Consider the following 16,938-nt stretch of genomic DNA (forward strand, 5'->3'; position numbering starts at 1 on the left):
TAACTTTAAAAACCTTGCCTATTTTACCCAAATTTATATTAAAAAAAGCTAACTATCAAATTTTCCTTTTAGTTTTTTATACTCATCACACTCTAAACTTAATTTTTCATCATTTCCAAAACCTGCTATTTTTCCATTGTTTATGACAGCTATATTGGTAGCATTTTTAATTGTTGAGAGTCTATGAGCAATTACAATCATTATCTTATCTTTTTTTAACTCTTCAAAGACTTCTGTAATGGCATTTTCACTAGCATTATCAAGAGCAGAAGTTGCTTCATCTAAAATGATTATTTGTGGATTTTTATAAAGCATTCTAGCAATTGCTATTCTTTGTCTTTGCCCCCCACTTAAATTTGAACCAAATTCATTTAAAACAGTATAAATTCCATCCTTAAATTTACTTACAAATTCATAAGCGTGAGCCATTTTAAGAGCATTTATAACTCTATTTTCATCAAATTTATCACCATAAGATACATTATTTGCTATTGTATCATTAAATATAAAAACTCTTTGACTTACTAAGCCTAAATTTTCTCTAACACTTTTTATGTTAAACTCATATAAATCGCTATTGTTTATTAAGATATTTCCACTTTTTATATCATAAAATCTCATCAAAGCATTTACGATAGATGTTTTTCCTCCTCCGCTATTTCCAACAAGGGCTAACATTTCGCCTTTTTTAACGCTAAAATTTATGCCCTTTAAAACCTCTTTTTCATCATAGTTTAAAAATACATCTTGAAAAGTTATATTTTTTATATTTTGAGGAAATTCTAAATCTCCGCCAATGATTGATGGGGTTTTATCTAATAATTCAAACGTCCTTTGACTTGCTACAACTGCATCTTGAATTTTATTATATGAGTTTGAAAGGCTTTTTATAGGAGTGTATAACATAAAAAGTGCTGTTAAAAATGAAAAAAAACTACCAACACTCATATCACCATTAATTACCTCTTTGCCGCCAGTTATTATTACAATAGCTATACCAAAAGCACCAATTATTTCCATCATAGGGCTTACAATTTCGCCCGTTTTTGTCCCTTTTAGAGATATCTTAAAAAATTTATTATTTTCGTTTTGAAATTTAGAATATTCCAAATTTTGTGCATTACTTGCTTTTATTAGCTCTATATTTGTAAAAATTTGACTTAAATTTGAGCTTAAATCAGAAATTTTTTCTTGAGATGAATGAGAAATTTTTTTCATTTTTTTTGCTAAATGCGATAGTGGATATATGGCAAGCGGAAAGAAGATTAAAGCAAAAAATGCTAATTTAGGACTTTGATAAATTACAACCCCTAAAAGAGCGATGCAAATTAAAAAATCTCTACACATTTGAGGTATGATTGAAGAGACTATAGAGCGAATTCTCTCTACATCATTCATATTTCTACTAATCAACTCGCCAGTTCTAAATTTAGTAAAAAAATCCATATCTAAATTTATAATATTTTTGAGTAAATTTTCCCTAAATCGCCTAACTATATCTTGACCAATATATGCTGTAAAATATGCTTGTAAAAATGAACCAAGACCTTTTATAAAATATATTAAAATTATTGCATACGGCAAAACATAAAGCAACTCTTCATTTTTCTCAACAAAAATTTTATCAAGCACAGGTTTTACTAAATATGCCGATCCAGCAGTGCCTATACTTACCATAATAATACCAAGTATGCTTAAACAAAATTCTGTTATATAATCTCTATAATATGATTTAAATCTTATAAAAATCAGCCTTAAATCTTTCATATTTTCTCCCATTTTGTACCATTTGGTGTGTCCATTATGGAAATTCCTTTTTTGTTTAAAACATCTCTAATCTCATCAGCTAAGGCGTAATTTTTCTCAATTTTAGCCAAATTTCTTTTTTCTATTAAATTTAAAATTTCTTCTTTTTCATCTTTACTTACGCCAAACTGAAAGTAGCTTTCATCTTCTAAAATTCCAAAAACATCTTTTATAAATTCTAAATTTGCTAAAATTTCACCTTTTTTGGCTCTATTTTTTGGATTTTTATCTAAAAACTCATTTGATAAATTTACAAAACTATCCACATAAGATAAGGCTAAAGATGAGTTTAAATCATCTTTTAAAGAAGATAAAATTTGCTCTTTAAATTCTAAATTTACCTCACCCTTTTTAGTGTCATTTACTCTATCTTTAAGGCGGTAAATTTTATCAAGCCTTTTTTTGGAAGCTTTTAAATCATCAATGCTATAATTAAAATTTGCTCTATAATGAGTGCTCATCAAATAAAATCTCAAAGCCTCTCCAGGGACTAAATTTAAAGCATCTTTTATAAAAAAGCTATTATTTAAACTTTTACTCATTTTTTCATTATCAACTTGCACAAAACCATTGTGCATCCAGTATTTTGCTAAGCTTTTATTCTCAGCACACCTGCACTGAGCAGCTTCATTTTCGTGATGAGGAAAGAGCAGATCAGCCCCGCCAGCGTGAATATCTATGCTAAATTTATCATTGCCTGAGTCAAGATGAGCTTTTATCATAGCAACGCATTCTGTGTGCCAGCCAGGGCGACCTTTTCCAAAAGGACTTTCATACCATTTTTCATCAAATTTCCAAAGCACAAAGTCTTGCTTATTTTTTTTGAACTCGCTACTTTTAATTCTTGCTAAACTCTCATCATCAAAACTTTTTCCACTTAAGCTTAAATACTCATCATCTTTACTTGTATCAAAGTAAATTCCATCATTTTCTATTTTATAAGCAAAATTGTTTTGAAGAAGTGCTAAAATATATTTTATAATCTCATCCAAATTTTCAGTTGCTTTTGGTTCTAAATCAGCCCTTAAAACATTTAAAGCCTTCATATCATCTAAATATCTATTAGTATAAAAGTTTGTAATTTCTTCTAAACTTTTACCACTCTTATCCATTTTCTTTAAAATTTTATCATCAATATCGGTAAAATTTTTGACAAATTTAACCCTATATCCTAAATTTAAAAGCACTCTTCTTAAAAGATCAAAACTAATGCTACTTTTTGCATGTCCTAAATGTGCATCATCATACACAGTTGGACCACAAACATAAATTCTTACTATCTCATCATCAATAGGTTTAAACTCAACCTTTTTTTTAAGCCTGCTATCGTAAATAATCATTCATAAATTCCTTAAAAATCAAAAGTAAAACTATCTCAATCATACAAATTATTAATATAACAAAAATTTTTTTAAAACTAATTATATCTAAAAACTTTTTAAAGCCAAACTCTTTTAAAGTCATAAAAAATAGATAAAATCCACCAATTGAACTAGCCAAAGCAAGTCCCGCAGCTCCAAAAGGTTTTACAAAAATAGCACAACTTATGATATTTATAATTAAGCTTTGAATAGTTATCTTAGCTGCGATATTTTGCTTATTTTTTGAATATAGCCACAGTGAAAAAATTTTTGCTAAACCAAAAGGCAAAAGCCCAATCATATACATAGCTAGAACAAGGCTTGAATTTATTGTATCAGCTCTAGTAAAAGCTCCTCTTTCAAATAAAAGCCAAATTATCTCTTTGCTTAAAATAATCCCACCAATTGTAGAAAAAATAAGTAGTGCAAAAAGAAGATGAAAAGCTTTTGATAGCATATTTAGGGCAACTTTATCGTTTTTTTGATTTAAAGATTTTGCAATTTTTGGAAAAAGTGCAGTTGATAAAGCTATGGCAAATAAAGCTAAAGGAAGTTGGAAAATTCTATTTGCATAATATAAATAACTTATACTACCAAATGTTAAAAAGCTTGCAAACCAAGTATCTATAAATGAGCCAATTTGTGCTGCACTTGAGCCAACCACTCCGTGAAAAAAATTTTTATAAAAGCCTTTAGTTTGAGCTTTTCTACCTTTTTTTAAACCTATAAATCCAAATTTTAAAATTTTAAGCATCTTAGTTTTTTTTAGGGCTATTAAATGAACTAAAAATTGCAAAAAACCCCCAATTACAACTCCAATACTTAGATATAAAACAACAGTTTCATCAGGTTTATTTTTAGCTAAGATTAAAGAGATGATCATTGAGATATTTAAAAGTGCAGTTGAAAAAGCTGTTGTTGCAAAGTGCCCTTTATACTGCAAAAGCGAAGCAAATAAGGTAACTAAAAATATAAAGCTTAAATACCAAAAATTTATTCTCACATAAGGAATTGCCATATCAATAGTCTCTTTATTAAAACCAATTGCTAAAAATTTAGTAAAAAGTGGAGTAAGTAAATTTACTAAAAGCGTTAAAAACATAATAAAAATAAAAAATTTAATTAACACACTTGCACAAAAAAGCCCTTTTTTCCTAGCATTAACAAAACCTGGCAAAAAAGCCTGCGTAAAAGCTCCTTCGCCAAATAATCTTCTAAATAAATTTGGCATTTTAAAAGCTATAAAAAATATATCGCTCCAAACTCCAGCGCCTAAGCTTGATGCAGTTAAAATATCTCTTAAAAACCCTAAGATTCTTGAAACTAAAATACCAATGCTATTAGTAAAAAAACCTTTAAAAAGTTTAAATTTATTTGCTTTATTTTTTGTTGTCAAATGCATTTTCCATAATTATAATTTAAAGTAAAGGTTGATTATAGTATAATTTTGCTTATTTTTAAATTTATTGGGTTAAATTTGTTTAATATTAAAATAAAAATTCATTTTATCTTGAAACAATAAACAAATTTCATCAAAAATAATGAATTTTTATTATATTAAGGGCAAAAATGATAGTAGAAATTGAGGGAATTTTAACAAAACTTATGCCAAATTTAGCTGTTATCAAGACAAATGGCGGAGTTAGTTATGGAGTGATTATATCTCTAAATTGTAATTCAAAATTAAAATTAGGACAAAATATAAGCTTAATAATTACTCAAATTTTAAGAGATGATGCAAATTTGCTTTATGGATTTATGGATAAATTAGAACAAGATATGTTTGAAACTTTATTAAAAGTAAGCGGAGTTGGAGCAAATACTGCTATGATGGTTTGTTCAACTCTAAGCAGTCAAGATTTTACATTAGCTATTATAAATGGCGATATTAGCGTTTTGACATCCGTACCAGGAATAGGAGCAAAAACTGCTAGAAAAATAGTAGCTGAATTAAGTGATGCTAAAATTTTAAATTCTCAAAATATTGAAAGCTATAAAAGTGAAACGATTTTAGCCTTAGAAAGTCTAGGATTTAAAAAAGATAAAATTCAAAAAGTACTCTTAGATTGTAAATCAAAAAACACACAAGATTTAATAAAAGAAGCTTTAAAAAAATTAGCATAAGGAAAATTTTATGAATTTAGGTATTTTATTTGGTGGAAAGAGTTATGAGCATGAAATTAGTATTGTATCTGCGATAACTTTAAAAGACGTTTTTAAAAATAACTTATATTTTGTTTTTTGCGATAAAGATAAAGAATTTTATTTGATAGAAAATCATAATATGAAAGCCTCTTATTTTAGCAGTTTTGAGTATAAAAAATCAAAAAAACTTACAATAAAAAACGGTGGATTTTTTATTCAAGGTATGTTTAGTAAAAAAATTCCAGTAGATGTTTATATAAATTTAATACATGGAAACGATGGCGAAGATGGCAAAATAGCTTCTTTATTTGAATTTTTTGATATTAAATTTATAGGTGCAAAAATAGAAGCAAGCGTGCTTAGCTATAGCAAAATTTTAACAAAATATTTAGCAAAAATGGTTGGAGTTAAAACTCTTGATTATCAAGTTTTAAAAAGAGGAGATGAGATAAATTTAAATTTCCCTGTGATATTAAAACCTGCTGAGCTTGGAAGCAGTATTGGAATAAGTGTTGTAAAAGAGCAATCAAAACTTGCTTACTCTTTAGATAACTCTTTTGAATATTCTAAAAATCTTTTAGTTGAACCATTTATTGATGGCGTTAAAGAGTATAATTTAGCTGGTTTTAGGCTTAAAGATGAGATTAAATTCTCTTTTATTGAAGAACCAAACAAAAAAGAGATTTTAGATTTTGAACAAAAATATCTAAATTTTAGTGGAAATTCTAAGATTAAAAAAGCAGATATTACACAAGAATTAGAGCAAAAAATTCAAGAAGAATTTAAAAAAATTTACAATTTTGGTTTTGATGGTGCAATAATAAGATGTGATTTTTTTGTGATTGATAATGAAGTTTATTTAAATGAGATTAATGCAAATCCTGGAAGTTTGGCTTATTATTTGTTTGATGATTTTGAAAATTTAGTATATGAATTGGCAAAAAATTTACCAAATACAAATAATATTAAAATAAACTATGATTATTTACACCTAATTTCATCAAATAAGTAAAATTTAATTAAAAATATGTTAAATTTTATGTAAAATTTTATGTATTGAGGTAAATTTATGAGCAGTTTTAATAAAGATGAAATTTATACAGCTACTGAAGTCGTTAGAAATTTTAGCTCTATTTTAAATAAAGTAAGTAGTGCAGAATTGAAAAAAGTAGTTATAGTAAAAAATAATAAATTTGAAGCAGTGCTATTAAGTACAAAAGAGTATGAGAGGCTTAGTAAAGCTATTGATTTATTGAATATACTTGCACAAAAAAGGCAAAAAGATGGCAATTAAAGAAGTAAAATTCAGTTCAAGAACATATAAAATAAGTTATGAAATATTAAATTTAGATAAAAAAGATTATATTTTAATACTTCATGGCTGGGGTGCAAAAAAAGAGCTTATGATTAAAGCATTTAAAAATAAATTTAACCATCTAAAACAAATTTATATTGATTTACCGGGCTTTGGCGGAAGTGATATTTTTACGCCACTTAAAACAAAAGATTATGCAAAAATAGTAGAAAATTTTATAAAAGATTTTAATCATAAACCATCTTTTATTTTAGGACATAGCTTTGGCGGAAAAGTAGCCACTTTACTAAATCCAGAAAATTTAATTCTTTTAAGTACCGCAGGAATAGTTGAAAAAAAGCCATTTTTAGTAAAATTAAAAATTAAAATTTTTAAAATTTTTAAAATTTTAGGATTTGGGGGGTTGTATAGATTATTTGCTTCAAAAGATGTTGAGGGTATGAGTAGAGTTATGTATGAAACTCTAAAAAATGTAGTTGATGAAGATTTTCGTGAAAAATTTTCTAATTATAACGGTAAATCGCTTATTTTTTGGGGTCAAGAAGATAGAGCAGTTAGCTTAAAAAGTGGAGAACTTATACATAAAATTATTAAAAAAAGTGAATTTTTTCCATTGAGTGGAGATCATTTTTTCTTTTTATTGCACTCAAATTTTATAGCACAAAAAATAGAAGAAATGTATTTAAAATTTCAAAAAACAGATGCATTAAATAATGAAATTTTAGATGATAATTATGAAGTAAGTGAAGTTTTTGAAAAAGAACAAAACATAAATGATTTTGAACAAAATGTAATATCTTCTATAGATTCGGCACTCTGTCAAAAACCAGTTGTTTTAAAAACAGAAGAGATTAAATTTGAAGCAAGTTTAAAGGATGATTTAGAGACTGGTAATAAAATTTTAAAAGAGTTTAAGAGTTTGCAAGATGAGTATATAAAATTACCTGAAAATAAATATGAGAATTTAGATGATTTTTCAGCAGTTGGTGAGGTATTTGAGAGAGAAGATATAAAAGAAGATATAAAAGAAGATATTTTAATTAGTAATAAAAAAATGGAAAAAGGCGATTTCTCATTTACAAAATCACAAATTTTAAATCCAGATGATTTAAAATTTAGCAAAATATACAAACGAAGATTTAAAAAAGCGTTAGAAAAAATTAAATAAGGTAAAAATAATGGAAATTTTAAAACTCACAACTTACTTTTTATTTGTTTTATCTCTTTGTTTTTATCTCATAACCTCTTTTCAATGGTTTTCATATAAAATAGAAAGAGTTATTTTTCATTTTACAAAGCCGATTTGGCATATATGGTTTTTTGTGGTGCCTATTATTTTATATTTTGGATTAAATTTTTTAAATAAAAATTTATTTTATATATATTTTTATCTAATAAATATTCCAATTTTATTTTTTTGGCACAAAAAACTTGATAAAAAACTGGTTTTTACTCAAAGGGTGAAATTTTTTTTCATAATTTCTTGTTTGGCAACTATTTTTTGCGGAATTTTATTATTTAAAAAAACCGAATTTTTACCTGTATTTTTGCCAATTATTATAAGTTTTACTATAAGTTTTATTTTTGAGGACTATAAAACAAAATTTTTTATAAAAACAGCTACTAAAAAATTAGCCACAATGCAAAATTTAACCATTATAGAAATTACAGCAAGTTACGGAAAAACAAGCATTAAAAATTTTTTATACCAAATTTTAAAGGATGATTTTAAATGCTATAAAACCCCAAGAAGCGTAAATACCTTAATGGGTTTAGTTAAGGATATAAATGAAAATTTAAGTCTAGATACTCAAATTTATATCGCCGAAGCAGGAGCTAGAAAAAATGGCGATATAGCTGAAATTACTAAATTTTTAAAGCCAAATATTGTTATAGTTGGTGAAGTTGGCGAGCAACACATAGAGTATTTTAAAACTATAGAAAACATTAAAAAAACTAAGCTTGAAGCCCTAAATTCGCCAAATTTAAAAGCTGCTTTTATCCATAGCAGTACGGATAAAAAAGAAGATGATAAATCTAAAATTTATGATTTAAATTTAATAGATATAAAAGCAAATTTATATGGCATTAAATTTAAGATGAAATTTGATGATGAAATTTATCAGTTTAAAGCTCCTATTTTAGGTAAATTTAACGCCTATAATTTAGCTGCTTGTATAAATGTGGCAAAATATCTTGGAATGGATATTAATAATATTATAAAAAAAGTTTCAAATTTAAAAAGCGTAGAACACAGACTTCAAAAGATTGAAGCTAAAGGTAAATTTATAATCGATGATAGCTTTAATGGAAATTTTGAAGGTATGAGTAAAAGTTATGAGCTAGTTAGTCAGTATGAGGGTAAAAAAGTTATAATAACTCCTGGAATTGTTGAAGCAACCAAAGAGATGAATGAAGCTTTAGCTAAAAAAATTAATGAAATTTTTGATTTAATTATTATCACAGGAAGTTTAAATGCTGAAATTTTTAAAAATATCATAGATGAAAATAAGCTTATCATTTTAAAAGATAAAAGATATTTAACAAAAATTTTAGGAGAAAAAACTAAAGCGGGGGATTTGATTTTATTTTCAAACGATGCACCGAGTTTTATTTAAAATGAAAATTTTATTGTGTTGTATATTTTTATAGTTGATAGTATTTATAAAAGTAAGCGTTGTTTAATTAAGATTAAGCAATCTAAGATCCTTTTAATTAATGGCTCTAAATTTGCTTATACTTAAATTCTAAATTTAACTTGCATTATTTATAAATTATCCTTAGTTTTGTATTCTAATTAAATTTATCTATTATTTTTGTATTATAAATTTAGATATTGCTAGCTTTTGATTTAAGTTTTTGCATTTTAACTAAATAGATAAATTTTAGACTATTGGGCAGTTAAAAAAATGATAATTATTTAAAAGTTTTTAGATAGAAAATTTAAAGAAAAACTGAAAACTTATCTATTTTTGACTATTAAAACAAAATCCTAGCTATTATTTTAAAATGCAAAATAAAATTTTATCTTAATTCTTCTAAATTTATTCATTCTAGCTCTGCAATCCCTAAAATTTCAATTCAATTGATGGTTTTATTATTTGCAAACTTATTTTTACTTTTAAACAAAAAAGTTACCCTATAACAATTAAATATTTCATTAAAATTTTAAGTTTTACCATAACTTTTTTACATAAAAATTTTTATTGCAAAGTTTTGTACTATTTTAGTATTCATTTTAAGATTATTTTTTTTAAATTTTATTAATTCTTATGATTTTTAAATCAAAACAGAAAGATTTCATAAAATTTTTCTTATAAATATTTTTTAATTAATTATTTCTGTTTTTTTACTTTTAACCATTAAATTTAGTGATAATAAAATTGCTTTGTATAAGTTGATTCTTATCATAAGAGCTTTGATATTTAAATTTGTTATTTTGTTTTTAATTCTAAATTTAGCTTTTTGTTTTATAGATAAAGATAGAATAATCCTATAAATTTAGCTAATTTAATAAAATTTGATATTGTATCCAAAATTATCATAATTTTACTTCGCTTATAAAAAATTATCTATTTATGCTTGAAATTGAAGAATAATTATTTCTAATGCACTAAATTTAAGTCAGTTAATTCTTCTCTCAAAAAATTTCTATACTTTTTATGATTATTTAATATATTCTCTAAAACTCTTTTTTTATAAAACTTTTTAGCCATCAAAATATTGCATTTTCCATATCTTTCAATCTCATTTGCACTTCATTTAAATAAAATTATCAAAAATATAGTAATTTTTAAATATTCACGTTTTTAAGCTCTTTACAAAGTTGTATTTCGTCGCTAAATTTATTTATATTTATAACTTCATTGAAATCCTATTTTGTGATTTTATATAAGACATCATAAATTTTAGCTATTTTGCCGTCTTATAAATTTTACAATAATATTTTAGTTTAATTTATAGATAATACCTTATCTATAAATTTTATAAATATTAATTTCGAAATAAATATTAAATTTATGGCTAAAATTTACTTAAAATTTTTATGAATTTTAGCCTGTATTTTAAACCAATCTTTCAACTCGCAAAGTGGATGTCCTGCGTATTTTTTACCACCTTCTAAATTTTTACTTACGCCGCCTCTTGCTGCTATCATAGCAAAATCACCTATTTTTAAATGTCCAGCAGTGCCACTTTGACCGCCCATTATGACATTTTTTCCTAAAATTGTCGATCCAGAAAGTCCAGTTTGAGAGACTATTAAGCAATTTTCACCAAGTTCGCAATTATGCCCAATTTGAACTAAATTATCAATTTTTGTGCCTTTTTTGATTAAAGTAGTTGCAAAAACAGCCCTATCTATAGTAACGCAAGCTCCAATTTCTACATCATCTTCTACAACAACATTTCCATTATGATAAATTTTTATGTGAGTTCCATCTTCTTTATGTGCAAAACCAAATCCATCACTTCCAATAACTGAATTTGCATTTATAATGCAATTATCGCCTATTTTTGTATCATTATAAATAACAACATTTGGATGTATTATGCAGTTTTGCCCGATACTCACATCATCGCCAATATAAGCACCAGGCATAATTAAACTGGAATTATCAATACTAACACCAGAGCCTATATAAGCACCAGGCATAATTTTTGCAAATTCACTAATTTTATTTGATTTTTTATCTCTAAGCAGATCCTTTGCAAAAAATTTACTTAAAATTGCAAAACAAAGATGAGGGTTTTTGCACTCTAATATAATACACTCTTTTGAAACTAAATTTTTTAAATTTGGAGTTATCAAAATAGCTTTTGCTTTGCAAGCTTCTAAAAATTTAGCATTTTTTTCACTATCACAATAACTAAGCTCATCCCCTTTAGCAAATTCTATTGAATTTAAAGAGTTGATTTCACAATCTTTACCATCAAATTTAATATCTAAAATTTCACAAATTTTACTTAATTTCATATTTATCCTTTAAATTTCAAGAGCAACAGATCCGCTTTTTACTATATCTATTGGGGCGTATTTTTTCATAGTTTTAACAAAATTTTCTATCTTATCAAAATCATCGCAAGCCATTATAATAAGAACTTTTTCATCACTATTTACTACATTTGCATTACAAGATTTAAGCACAGCATCAAGTCCTGATAAATCAGAATTTAAAGGTATTTTAACCAAAGCCATCTCTTTTTCAACAAATTTGGCATCCTCTATAACTTTATATACAGGTATGATTTTGTGAAGTTGTTTAACAATCTGCTCTAAAATTTTTTCATCCCCACTTGTTACTACACTAAGCCTTGAAAATTCACTATTTGGAATAGGTGCAACAGTTAAACTATCTATGTTATAACCTCTCCCAGCAAAAAGCCCTGCAACTCTTGATAAAACACCGTGCTCATTTAAAACTATAACCGAAATCACTCTTCTTCTCATAAAAACCCTTATTTTAGTATCATATTGTATAAAGCTCCACCAGCTGGAACCATTGGAATTACATTTTCAAATCTATCGACTCTAACATCTATTATGCAAACTTTATCTGTTTTTAAAGACTTTTCAAGTGCATCTTTAAATTCGTTTTTTGTATTTACCACAAATCCAACCCCTCCGAAACTTTCAGCTAGTTTTATAAAATCTGGTTGATTTTGAATATCTGTTGAAGAAAATCTATTTTCATAAAATAGAGTTTGCCACTGCCTTACCATACCTAAAAATTTATTATTTATGATTATATTGATAACTTGAATTCCATATTCGCTTATAGTTTGAAGCTCTTGTAAATTCATCAAAAATCCACCATCGCCGTTAATATTAATAACTGTTTTTTCTTTTGCTCCAAATTTAGCACCAATAGCAGCAGGAAGACCGTAACCCATAGTTCCAAGTCCGCCACTTGTAAGAAGTGTGCGTGGTTTTTGAAAAGGATAAAATTGTGCGACCCACATTTGATGTTGACCAACATCAGTTACAATAACTGCATCTTCATCATTTACTATTTTTGCACACTCTTGTATAACCCATTGAGGCTTTAGAATTTCATCACTATCTGTATAAGTGAGTGGGTAAATTTGATTATATTTTTTTATATTTTCTCGCCAATCTTTAAAATTTTGAGGATTTATTTCATCTTTTGCTCTTACTATAATCTCTTTTAATATACTTTTTGCATCACCAACGATAGGATAGTGTGCGGTAACTATTTTTGAAATTGAACTAGGATCTACATCTATATGGATAATTTTTGCATTTTTGGCAAATTCGCTTAATTTACCAGTTACTCTATCATCAAACCTCGCACCAATTCCTATAACTAAATCAGTTTCACTCATAGCCATATTTGCAGCGTAACTACCATGCATTCCAAGCATTTTAAGATTATTTTCATCATCACTTCTTAAAGCTCCAAGTCCCATTAAAGTCTCAACAGCTGGAATTTGTGTGATTTTTACTAATTCTCTTAACTCTTCACAGGCATTTGAGTTTATTACACCGCCGCCTATATAAAATAGTGGTTTTTTAGAATTTGCTATTAAATTTACTACTTTTTTAATCTGTTTTGAGTTTCCTTTATATGTCGGTTTGTAGGTTTTTATAGAAATCTCATCTAAGTATTTAAACTCGCCAATTGCGGCACTTATGTCTTTTGGTATATCTACATGCACAGGTCCTGGTCTGCCACTTCTTGCTATATAAAAAGCCTCTTTTAAAATTCTTGGCAACTCTTCAATTGTTTTTACTAAAAAATTATGCTTCACGCATGGTCTTGAAATTCCAATAGCATCAATTTCTTGAAAAGCATCTGTTCCAATAAGAGAATTTGCAACTTGCCCACTTATTAAAACTATAGGTATAGAATCCATATAAGCAGTAGCAAGCCCAGTTATAGCATTTGTAAAACCTGGTCCGCTAGTTACAATAGCAACACCAACTTTTCCGCTAACTCTTGCATATCCATCTGCCGCATGTGTTGCAGCCTGTTCATGTCGAGTTAAAATTAATTTAAAATTATTTTGTTTATAAATTTCATCAAAAATATTTAAAGCAGCTCCTCCAGGGTAGCCAAACACAACATCAACACCCTCTTTACTAAGAGCTTCCATCAGCATTTGCGAACCATTAAGTTTTGCCATATTTAAAACCTTGTAAAATATTAAATTCGCTAATTATATCTTAAAAAGATAAATTTTGTATAAGTTAATTGATGAAATTTAAAAAGATATTTAACTAAAAATTAATATATTTATAAAAAAATAAATTAATATAAATAATTTATCTAAAATTTCATTTTTAAATGATAGAATAAGCTTATTTTACAAAAAGGAATTTTAAAATGTCTGCAAAAAGTTTGTATTTTGTAACCGATAAAAAATTAAGTGAATTTGAAAATTTAAAAAAAGCATTGATTAAAGAGTTTCAAAATTTAATTATTTTTACTCCAATTAGGCTAGAAAATCTAGATGAAAATTCGTGTTTTTCTCAAAAAGAATTTGATGGAATGATTGCAAAAAATATGATAAAAGAAGCTAAAAAAACCATCATAGATAAGTTTGAAAGCTTTAAAAATAGTTTTGTTTTAGTGGTGGCAAACTCATTAAATTTTAAATTAGCAAATGATTTAAACTCGCCAGTTTTAGGGCATTTTTTAAATGATATAGAAGGAATTTTATTTACAAAACAGTGTGAATTTTTAAATTTAAATAGCATTGGATTTCTAAATAAAAACTTATCAAATTTTCAAGATATAATGCTTAAATTAAAATCTTTCAATAAAAAAATCATTACTCCAATTAAATTTGAAAATATGCTCTTTAAAATGGCCTCAAAAAAGATTCAAAATATAGTTTTACCAGAAAGTGAAGATGAGAGAATTTTAAAAGCCAGTGAAATTTTATTAAAAAGCGGTGCTGTAAATTTAACACTTCTTGGCAATAAAGATGAAATTTTAAATAATGCGTCAAATCTTGGTCTAAATTTAGAAAAAGCTAACTTTATAAATCCACTAAATTCTGATCTTTTGGATGAATTTTCTAATACTTTTTATGAGTTAAGAAAAAATAAAGGCGTTAGTTTAGAAGAGGCAAAAAATATAGTAAAAGATAGAAATTATTTTGCAAATATGCTAGTTTTTACAAATAGAGCTAGTGGAGTTGTGAGTGGAGCTGTTGGGACAACTGCCGATACCGTTCGTCCTGCTCTTCAAATAATTAAAACAAAACCAAATGTAAATTCTGTAAGTGGAGCATTTTTTATGTGTTTAGAAGATAGAGTTTGCATTTTTGCCGATTGTGCCATAATCCCTAATCCGTATCCGAAAGATTTAGCAAATATTGCAAAAAGTAGTGTGGAGATGGCTAGAGCTTTTGGTTTTAATCCTTTGGTTGCTATGCTTAGTTATTCTACTGGTAATAGCGGTAGCGGTGATAGTGTTGAAAAAATTCAAGAAGCTATAAATTTAGCAAAAGATGAACTTGGAGATATCATTGATGGACCACTTCAATTTGATGCAGCAGTAGATAAGATAGTAGCTAGTAAAAAAATGCCAAATTCGAAAGTAGCGGGCGAAGCAAATGTTTTTATATTTCCAGATCTAAATTCAGGAAATATAGCATACAAAGCAGTTCAAAGGCTATCTGGAGCAGTTGCAATAGGACCAATTTTACAAGGACTTAAAAAACCCGTTAATGACTTAAGTAGAGGTTGTTTGGTAGAAGATATTATAAATACAGTACTAATTAGTGCAATTCAAGTAGGAGAATAGATGAAAATTTTAGTTTTAAACTCAGGAAGCAGTTCAATTAAATTTAAACTTTACAATATGGATGATAAAAGCGTTTTAGCAAGTGGAATTATAGAAGAGATTGGAAATAAAAACTCAAAAGCTATTTTAAAATTTAGTGGCAAAGTTGTAACTAAAAATTTAGAGATTATAAACCACGAAGCTGGAACTCATATCTTAAATCAAATGTTAAAAGATAATGGTATTTTAGATAGTTTAAACGATCTTGATGGAATTGGACACAGGATAGTTCATGGAGGGGATAAATTTAAAAGCTCAGTTATTATAGATGATGAGGTTATAGATATCATTAAATATCTATCTCCTCTAGCCCCACTTCACAACCCTGCACATTTAGAAGGCATTAAAAGTGCCATAAAAGAAGCGCCAAATGTTCCAAATGTAGCTGTTTTTGATACTGTGTTTCATCAAACAATGCCAAATTATGCTTATATGTATGCAATCCCTTATGATTTATATAAAAACTATCATGTTAGAAAGTATGGATTTCACGGAACTTCACATAAATATGTTAGCCAAGAAGCGGCTAAATTTTTAAATATAGATATTAATAAATTTAACGCTATATCCTTGCACATTGGAAATGGTGCTAGCATAACTGCTATAAAAAATGGTAAAAGCATTGATACTTCTATGGGTATAACTCCACTTGAAGGACTTATGATGGGTACAAGAAGCGGTGATATAGATCCAGCTGCAATTACCTATCTAGCTGAAGTTTTAGATGTAAGAAGTAAAGAAATTTATAAAATTTTAAATAACAAAAGCGGACTTTTGGGAATTTGTGGGACAAATGATATGAGAGAAGTTAGAAAAATGATAACTCAAGATAATGAATTAGCAAAACTAGCCTATAGTATGTATATGTATAGGATAATAAAATATATTGGTTCTTATTTTGCGGTTTTAGGGCGAGTTGATGCTTTGATTTTTACAGCAGGTGTTGGAGAAAATGATTTTGAGTTAAGAGATGATATTTGCAATAAAATAACTCATCTTGGGGTTTTAATAAACAAAGAGTTAAATCAAAAACAAAGTAGCGATATAAGATTTATAACCAAAGAAAACTCACCTATAAAAGCCTTAGTTGTACCAACTGATGAGGAACTTGCAATAGCACTTGATGTAAAAAATTTAATTTTAAAGAAATAATTTTTAAAAGATTATATATATTATTTTCAACCTTAAAATATGGTTGAAAATAGCTAAATCTCCTAAAGACTGGGAAAATAATATAGTCTATTTTTGTGCGTAAATTTTATTATATAGCTTTATATAAAAATTTTAAATAAGCCATCTAAGATGATATAAAAAATGAAGAATATTTTAAATTTTACTGACATTTTATCTGCTTGTAATGAGAAAAATGTGTAGGTATAGAGTAAATTTTTCAAGTTATTTTCATATACTCATTTTTTATGTTTTTATCCTATTTTTTAATCAAGTTTTTTCTATATTAAATTTAGATTGTTTTATTATCATTTTTCTTCTTTAAATT

General features: G+C 26.6%; 13 protein-coding genes. 7 read left to right on the forward strand and 6 right to left on the reverse strand.

All coding sequences use genetic code 11. From position 1 onward, the window contains the following. Positions 1 to 48: 48 nt before the first annotated feature. Genes F1B92_RS06520 through murJ form a run of 3 tightly spaced genes read right to left on the reverse strand, consistent with a single transcriptional unit; the run spans position 49 to position 4,563 of the window. A complete protein-coding gene (locus tag F1B92_RS06520) occupies positions 49 to 1,767 on the reverse strand; it encodes an ABC transporter ATP-binding protein (RefSeq protein WP_154571060.1) in 1,719 nt (572 codons plus the stop codon). Continuing rightward, complete coding sequence (cysS, locus tag F1B92_RS06525) at positions 1,764 to 3,146, reverse strand: cysteine--tRNA ligase (RefSeq protein WP_154571061.1); 1,383 nt, start codon at positions 3,144 to 3,146, stop codon at positions 1,764 to 1,766. Before cysS ends, F1B92_RS06520 begins: the two co-directional genes overlap by 4 nt. Continuing rightward, positions 3,130 to 4,563, reverse strand: coding sequence for a murein biosynthesis integral membrane protein MurJ (gene murJ / locus F1B92_RS06530; RefSeq protein WP_229770963.1), 1,434 nt, complete (start codon positions 4,561 to 4,563; stop codon positions 3,130 to 3,132). The genes cysS and murJ overlap by 17 nt, the downstream gene beginning before the upstream one ends. A gap of 173 nt (positions 4,564 to 4,736) precedes the next feature. On the opposite strand from murJ, the gene ruvA reads away from it, so the two are divergent. The 5 genes from ruvA to F1B92_RS06555 are packed head-to-tail and all read left to right on the forward strand — an operon-like array spanning position 4,737 to position 9,245. Continuing rightward, positions 4,737 to 5,291, forward strand: a complete 555-nt coding sequence (gene ruvA, locus F1B92_RS06535; protein ID WP_154571063.1) for a Holliday junction branch migration protein RuvA — start codon at positions 4,737 to 4,739, stop codon at positions 5,289 to 5,291. A 10-nt stretch (positions 5,292 to 5,301) separates the two neighbouring features. Beyond that, positions 5,302 to 6,324, forward strand: coding sequence for a D-alanine--D-alanine ligase (locus F1B92_RS06540; RefSeq protein ID WP_154571064.1), 1,023 nt, complete (start codon positions 5,302 to 5,304; stop codon positions 6,322 to 6,324). 57 nt (positions 6,325 to 6,381) lie between these two features. Then, positions 6,382 to 6,606 (forward strand): type II toxin-antitoxin system prevent-host-death family antitoxin, encoded by a 225-nt coding sequence (locus F1B92_RS06545; protein WP_154571065.1) that lies wholly within the window; start codon positions 6,382 to 6,384, stop codon positions 6,604 to 6,606. Beyond that, positions 6,596 to 7,795: an alpha/beta fold hydrolase gene (locus F1B92_RS06550; protein WP_154571066.1), complete on the forward strand. Its 1,200-nt coding sequence runs from the start codon at positions 6,596 to 6,598 to the stop codon at positions 7,793 to 7,795. The genes F1B92_RS06545 and F1B92_RS06550 overlap by 11 nt, the downstream gene beginning before the upstream one ends. A gap of 16 nt (positions 7,796 to 7,811) precedes the next feature. Continuing rightward, positions 7,812 to 9,245: a Mur ligase family protein gene (locus F1B92_RS06555; protein WP_407643638.1), complete on the forward strand. Its 1,434-nt coding sequence runs from the start codon at positions 7,812 to 7,814 to the stop codon at positions 9,243 to 9,245. Positions 9,246 to 10,657: 1,412 nt separating this feature from the next. Here F1B92_RS06555 and lpxD read toward each other — a convergent pair. From lpxD to F1B92_RS06570, 3 genes are read right to left on the reverse strand one after another with little or no spacing between them, the layout of a single operon-like run. Next, positions 10,658 to 11,602, reverse strand: a complete 945-nt coding sequence (gene lpxD / locus F1B92_RS06560) for a UDP-3-O-(3-hydroxymyristoyl)glucosamine N-acyltransferase (RefSeq protein ID WP_154571068.1) — start codon at positions 11,600 to 11,602, stop codon at positions 10,658 to 10,660. 9 nt (positions 11,603 to 11,611) lie between these two features. Further along, on the reverse strand, positions 11,612 to 12,076 hold the full coding sequence (gene ilvN, locus F1B92_RS06565; RefSeq protein ID WP_154571069.1) for an acetolactate synthase small subunit: 465 nt from the start codon (positions 12,074 to 12,076) through the stop codon (positions 11,612 to 11,614). Positions 12,077 to 12,084: 8 nt separating this feature from the next. Further along, the gene (locus F1B92_RS06570) at positions 12,085 to 13,773 is read right to left on the reverse strand and encodes an acetolactate synthase large subunit (protein ID WP_154571070.1); all 1,689 of its coding nucleotides are present in this window, start codon (positions 13,771 to 13,773) and stop codon (positions 12,085 to 12,087) included. Between the two features lie 200 nt (positions 13,774 to 13,973). On the opposite strand from F1B92_RS06570, the gene pta reads away from it, so the two are divergent. Both pta and F1B92_RS06580 read left to right on the forward strand, forming a co-directional pair. Further along, on the forward strand, positions 13,974 to 15,401 hold the full coding sequence (pta, locus tag F1B92_RS06575) for a phosphate acetyltransferase (protein WP_154571071.1): 1,428 nt from the start codon (positions 13,974 to 13,976) through the stop codon (positions 15,399 to 15,401). Continuing rightward, positions 15,402 to 16,592 carry an acetate kinase gene (locus F1B92_RS06580; RefSeq protein ID WP_154571072.1) on the forward strand — a complete coding sequence of 397 codons (1,191 nt, stop codon included), beginning with the start codon at positions 15,402 to 15,404 and terminating at the stop codon, positions 16,590 to 16,592. It abuts the gene before it with no gap. Positions 16,593 to 16,938 lie beyond the last annotated feature (346 nt).

The organism is Campylobacter portucalensis (genome assembly GCF_009690845.1).
GTDB classification, from domain to species: Bacteria; Campylobacterota; Campylobacteria; order Campylobacterales; family Campylobacteraceae; genus Campylobacter_B; species Campylobacter_B portucalensis.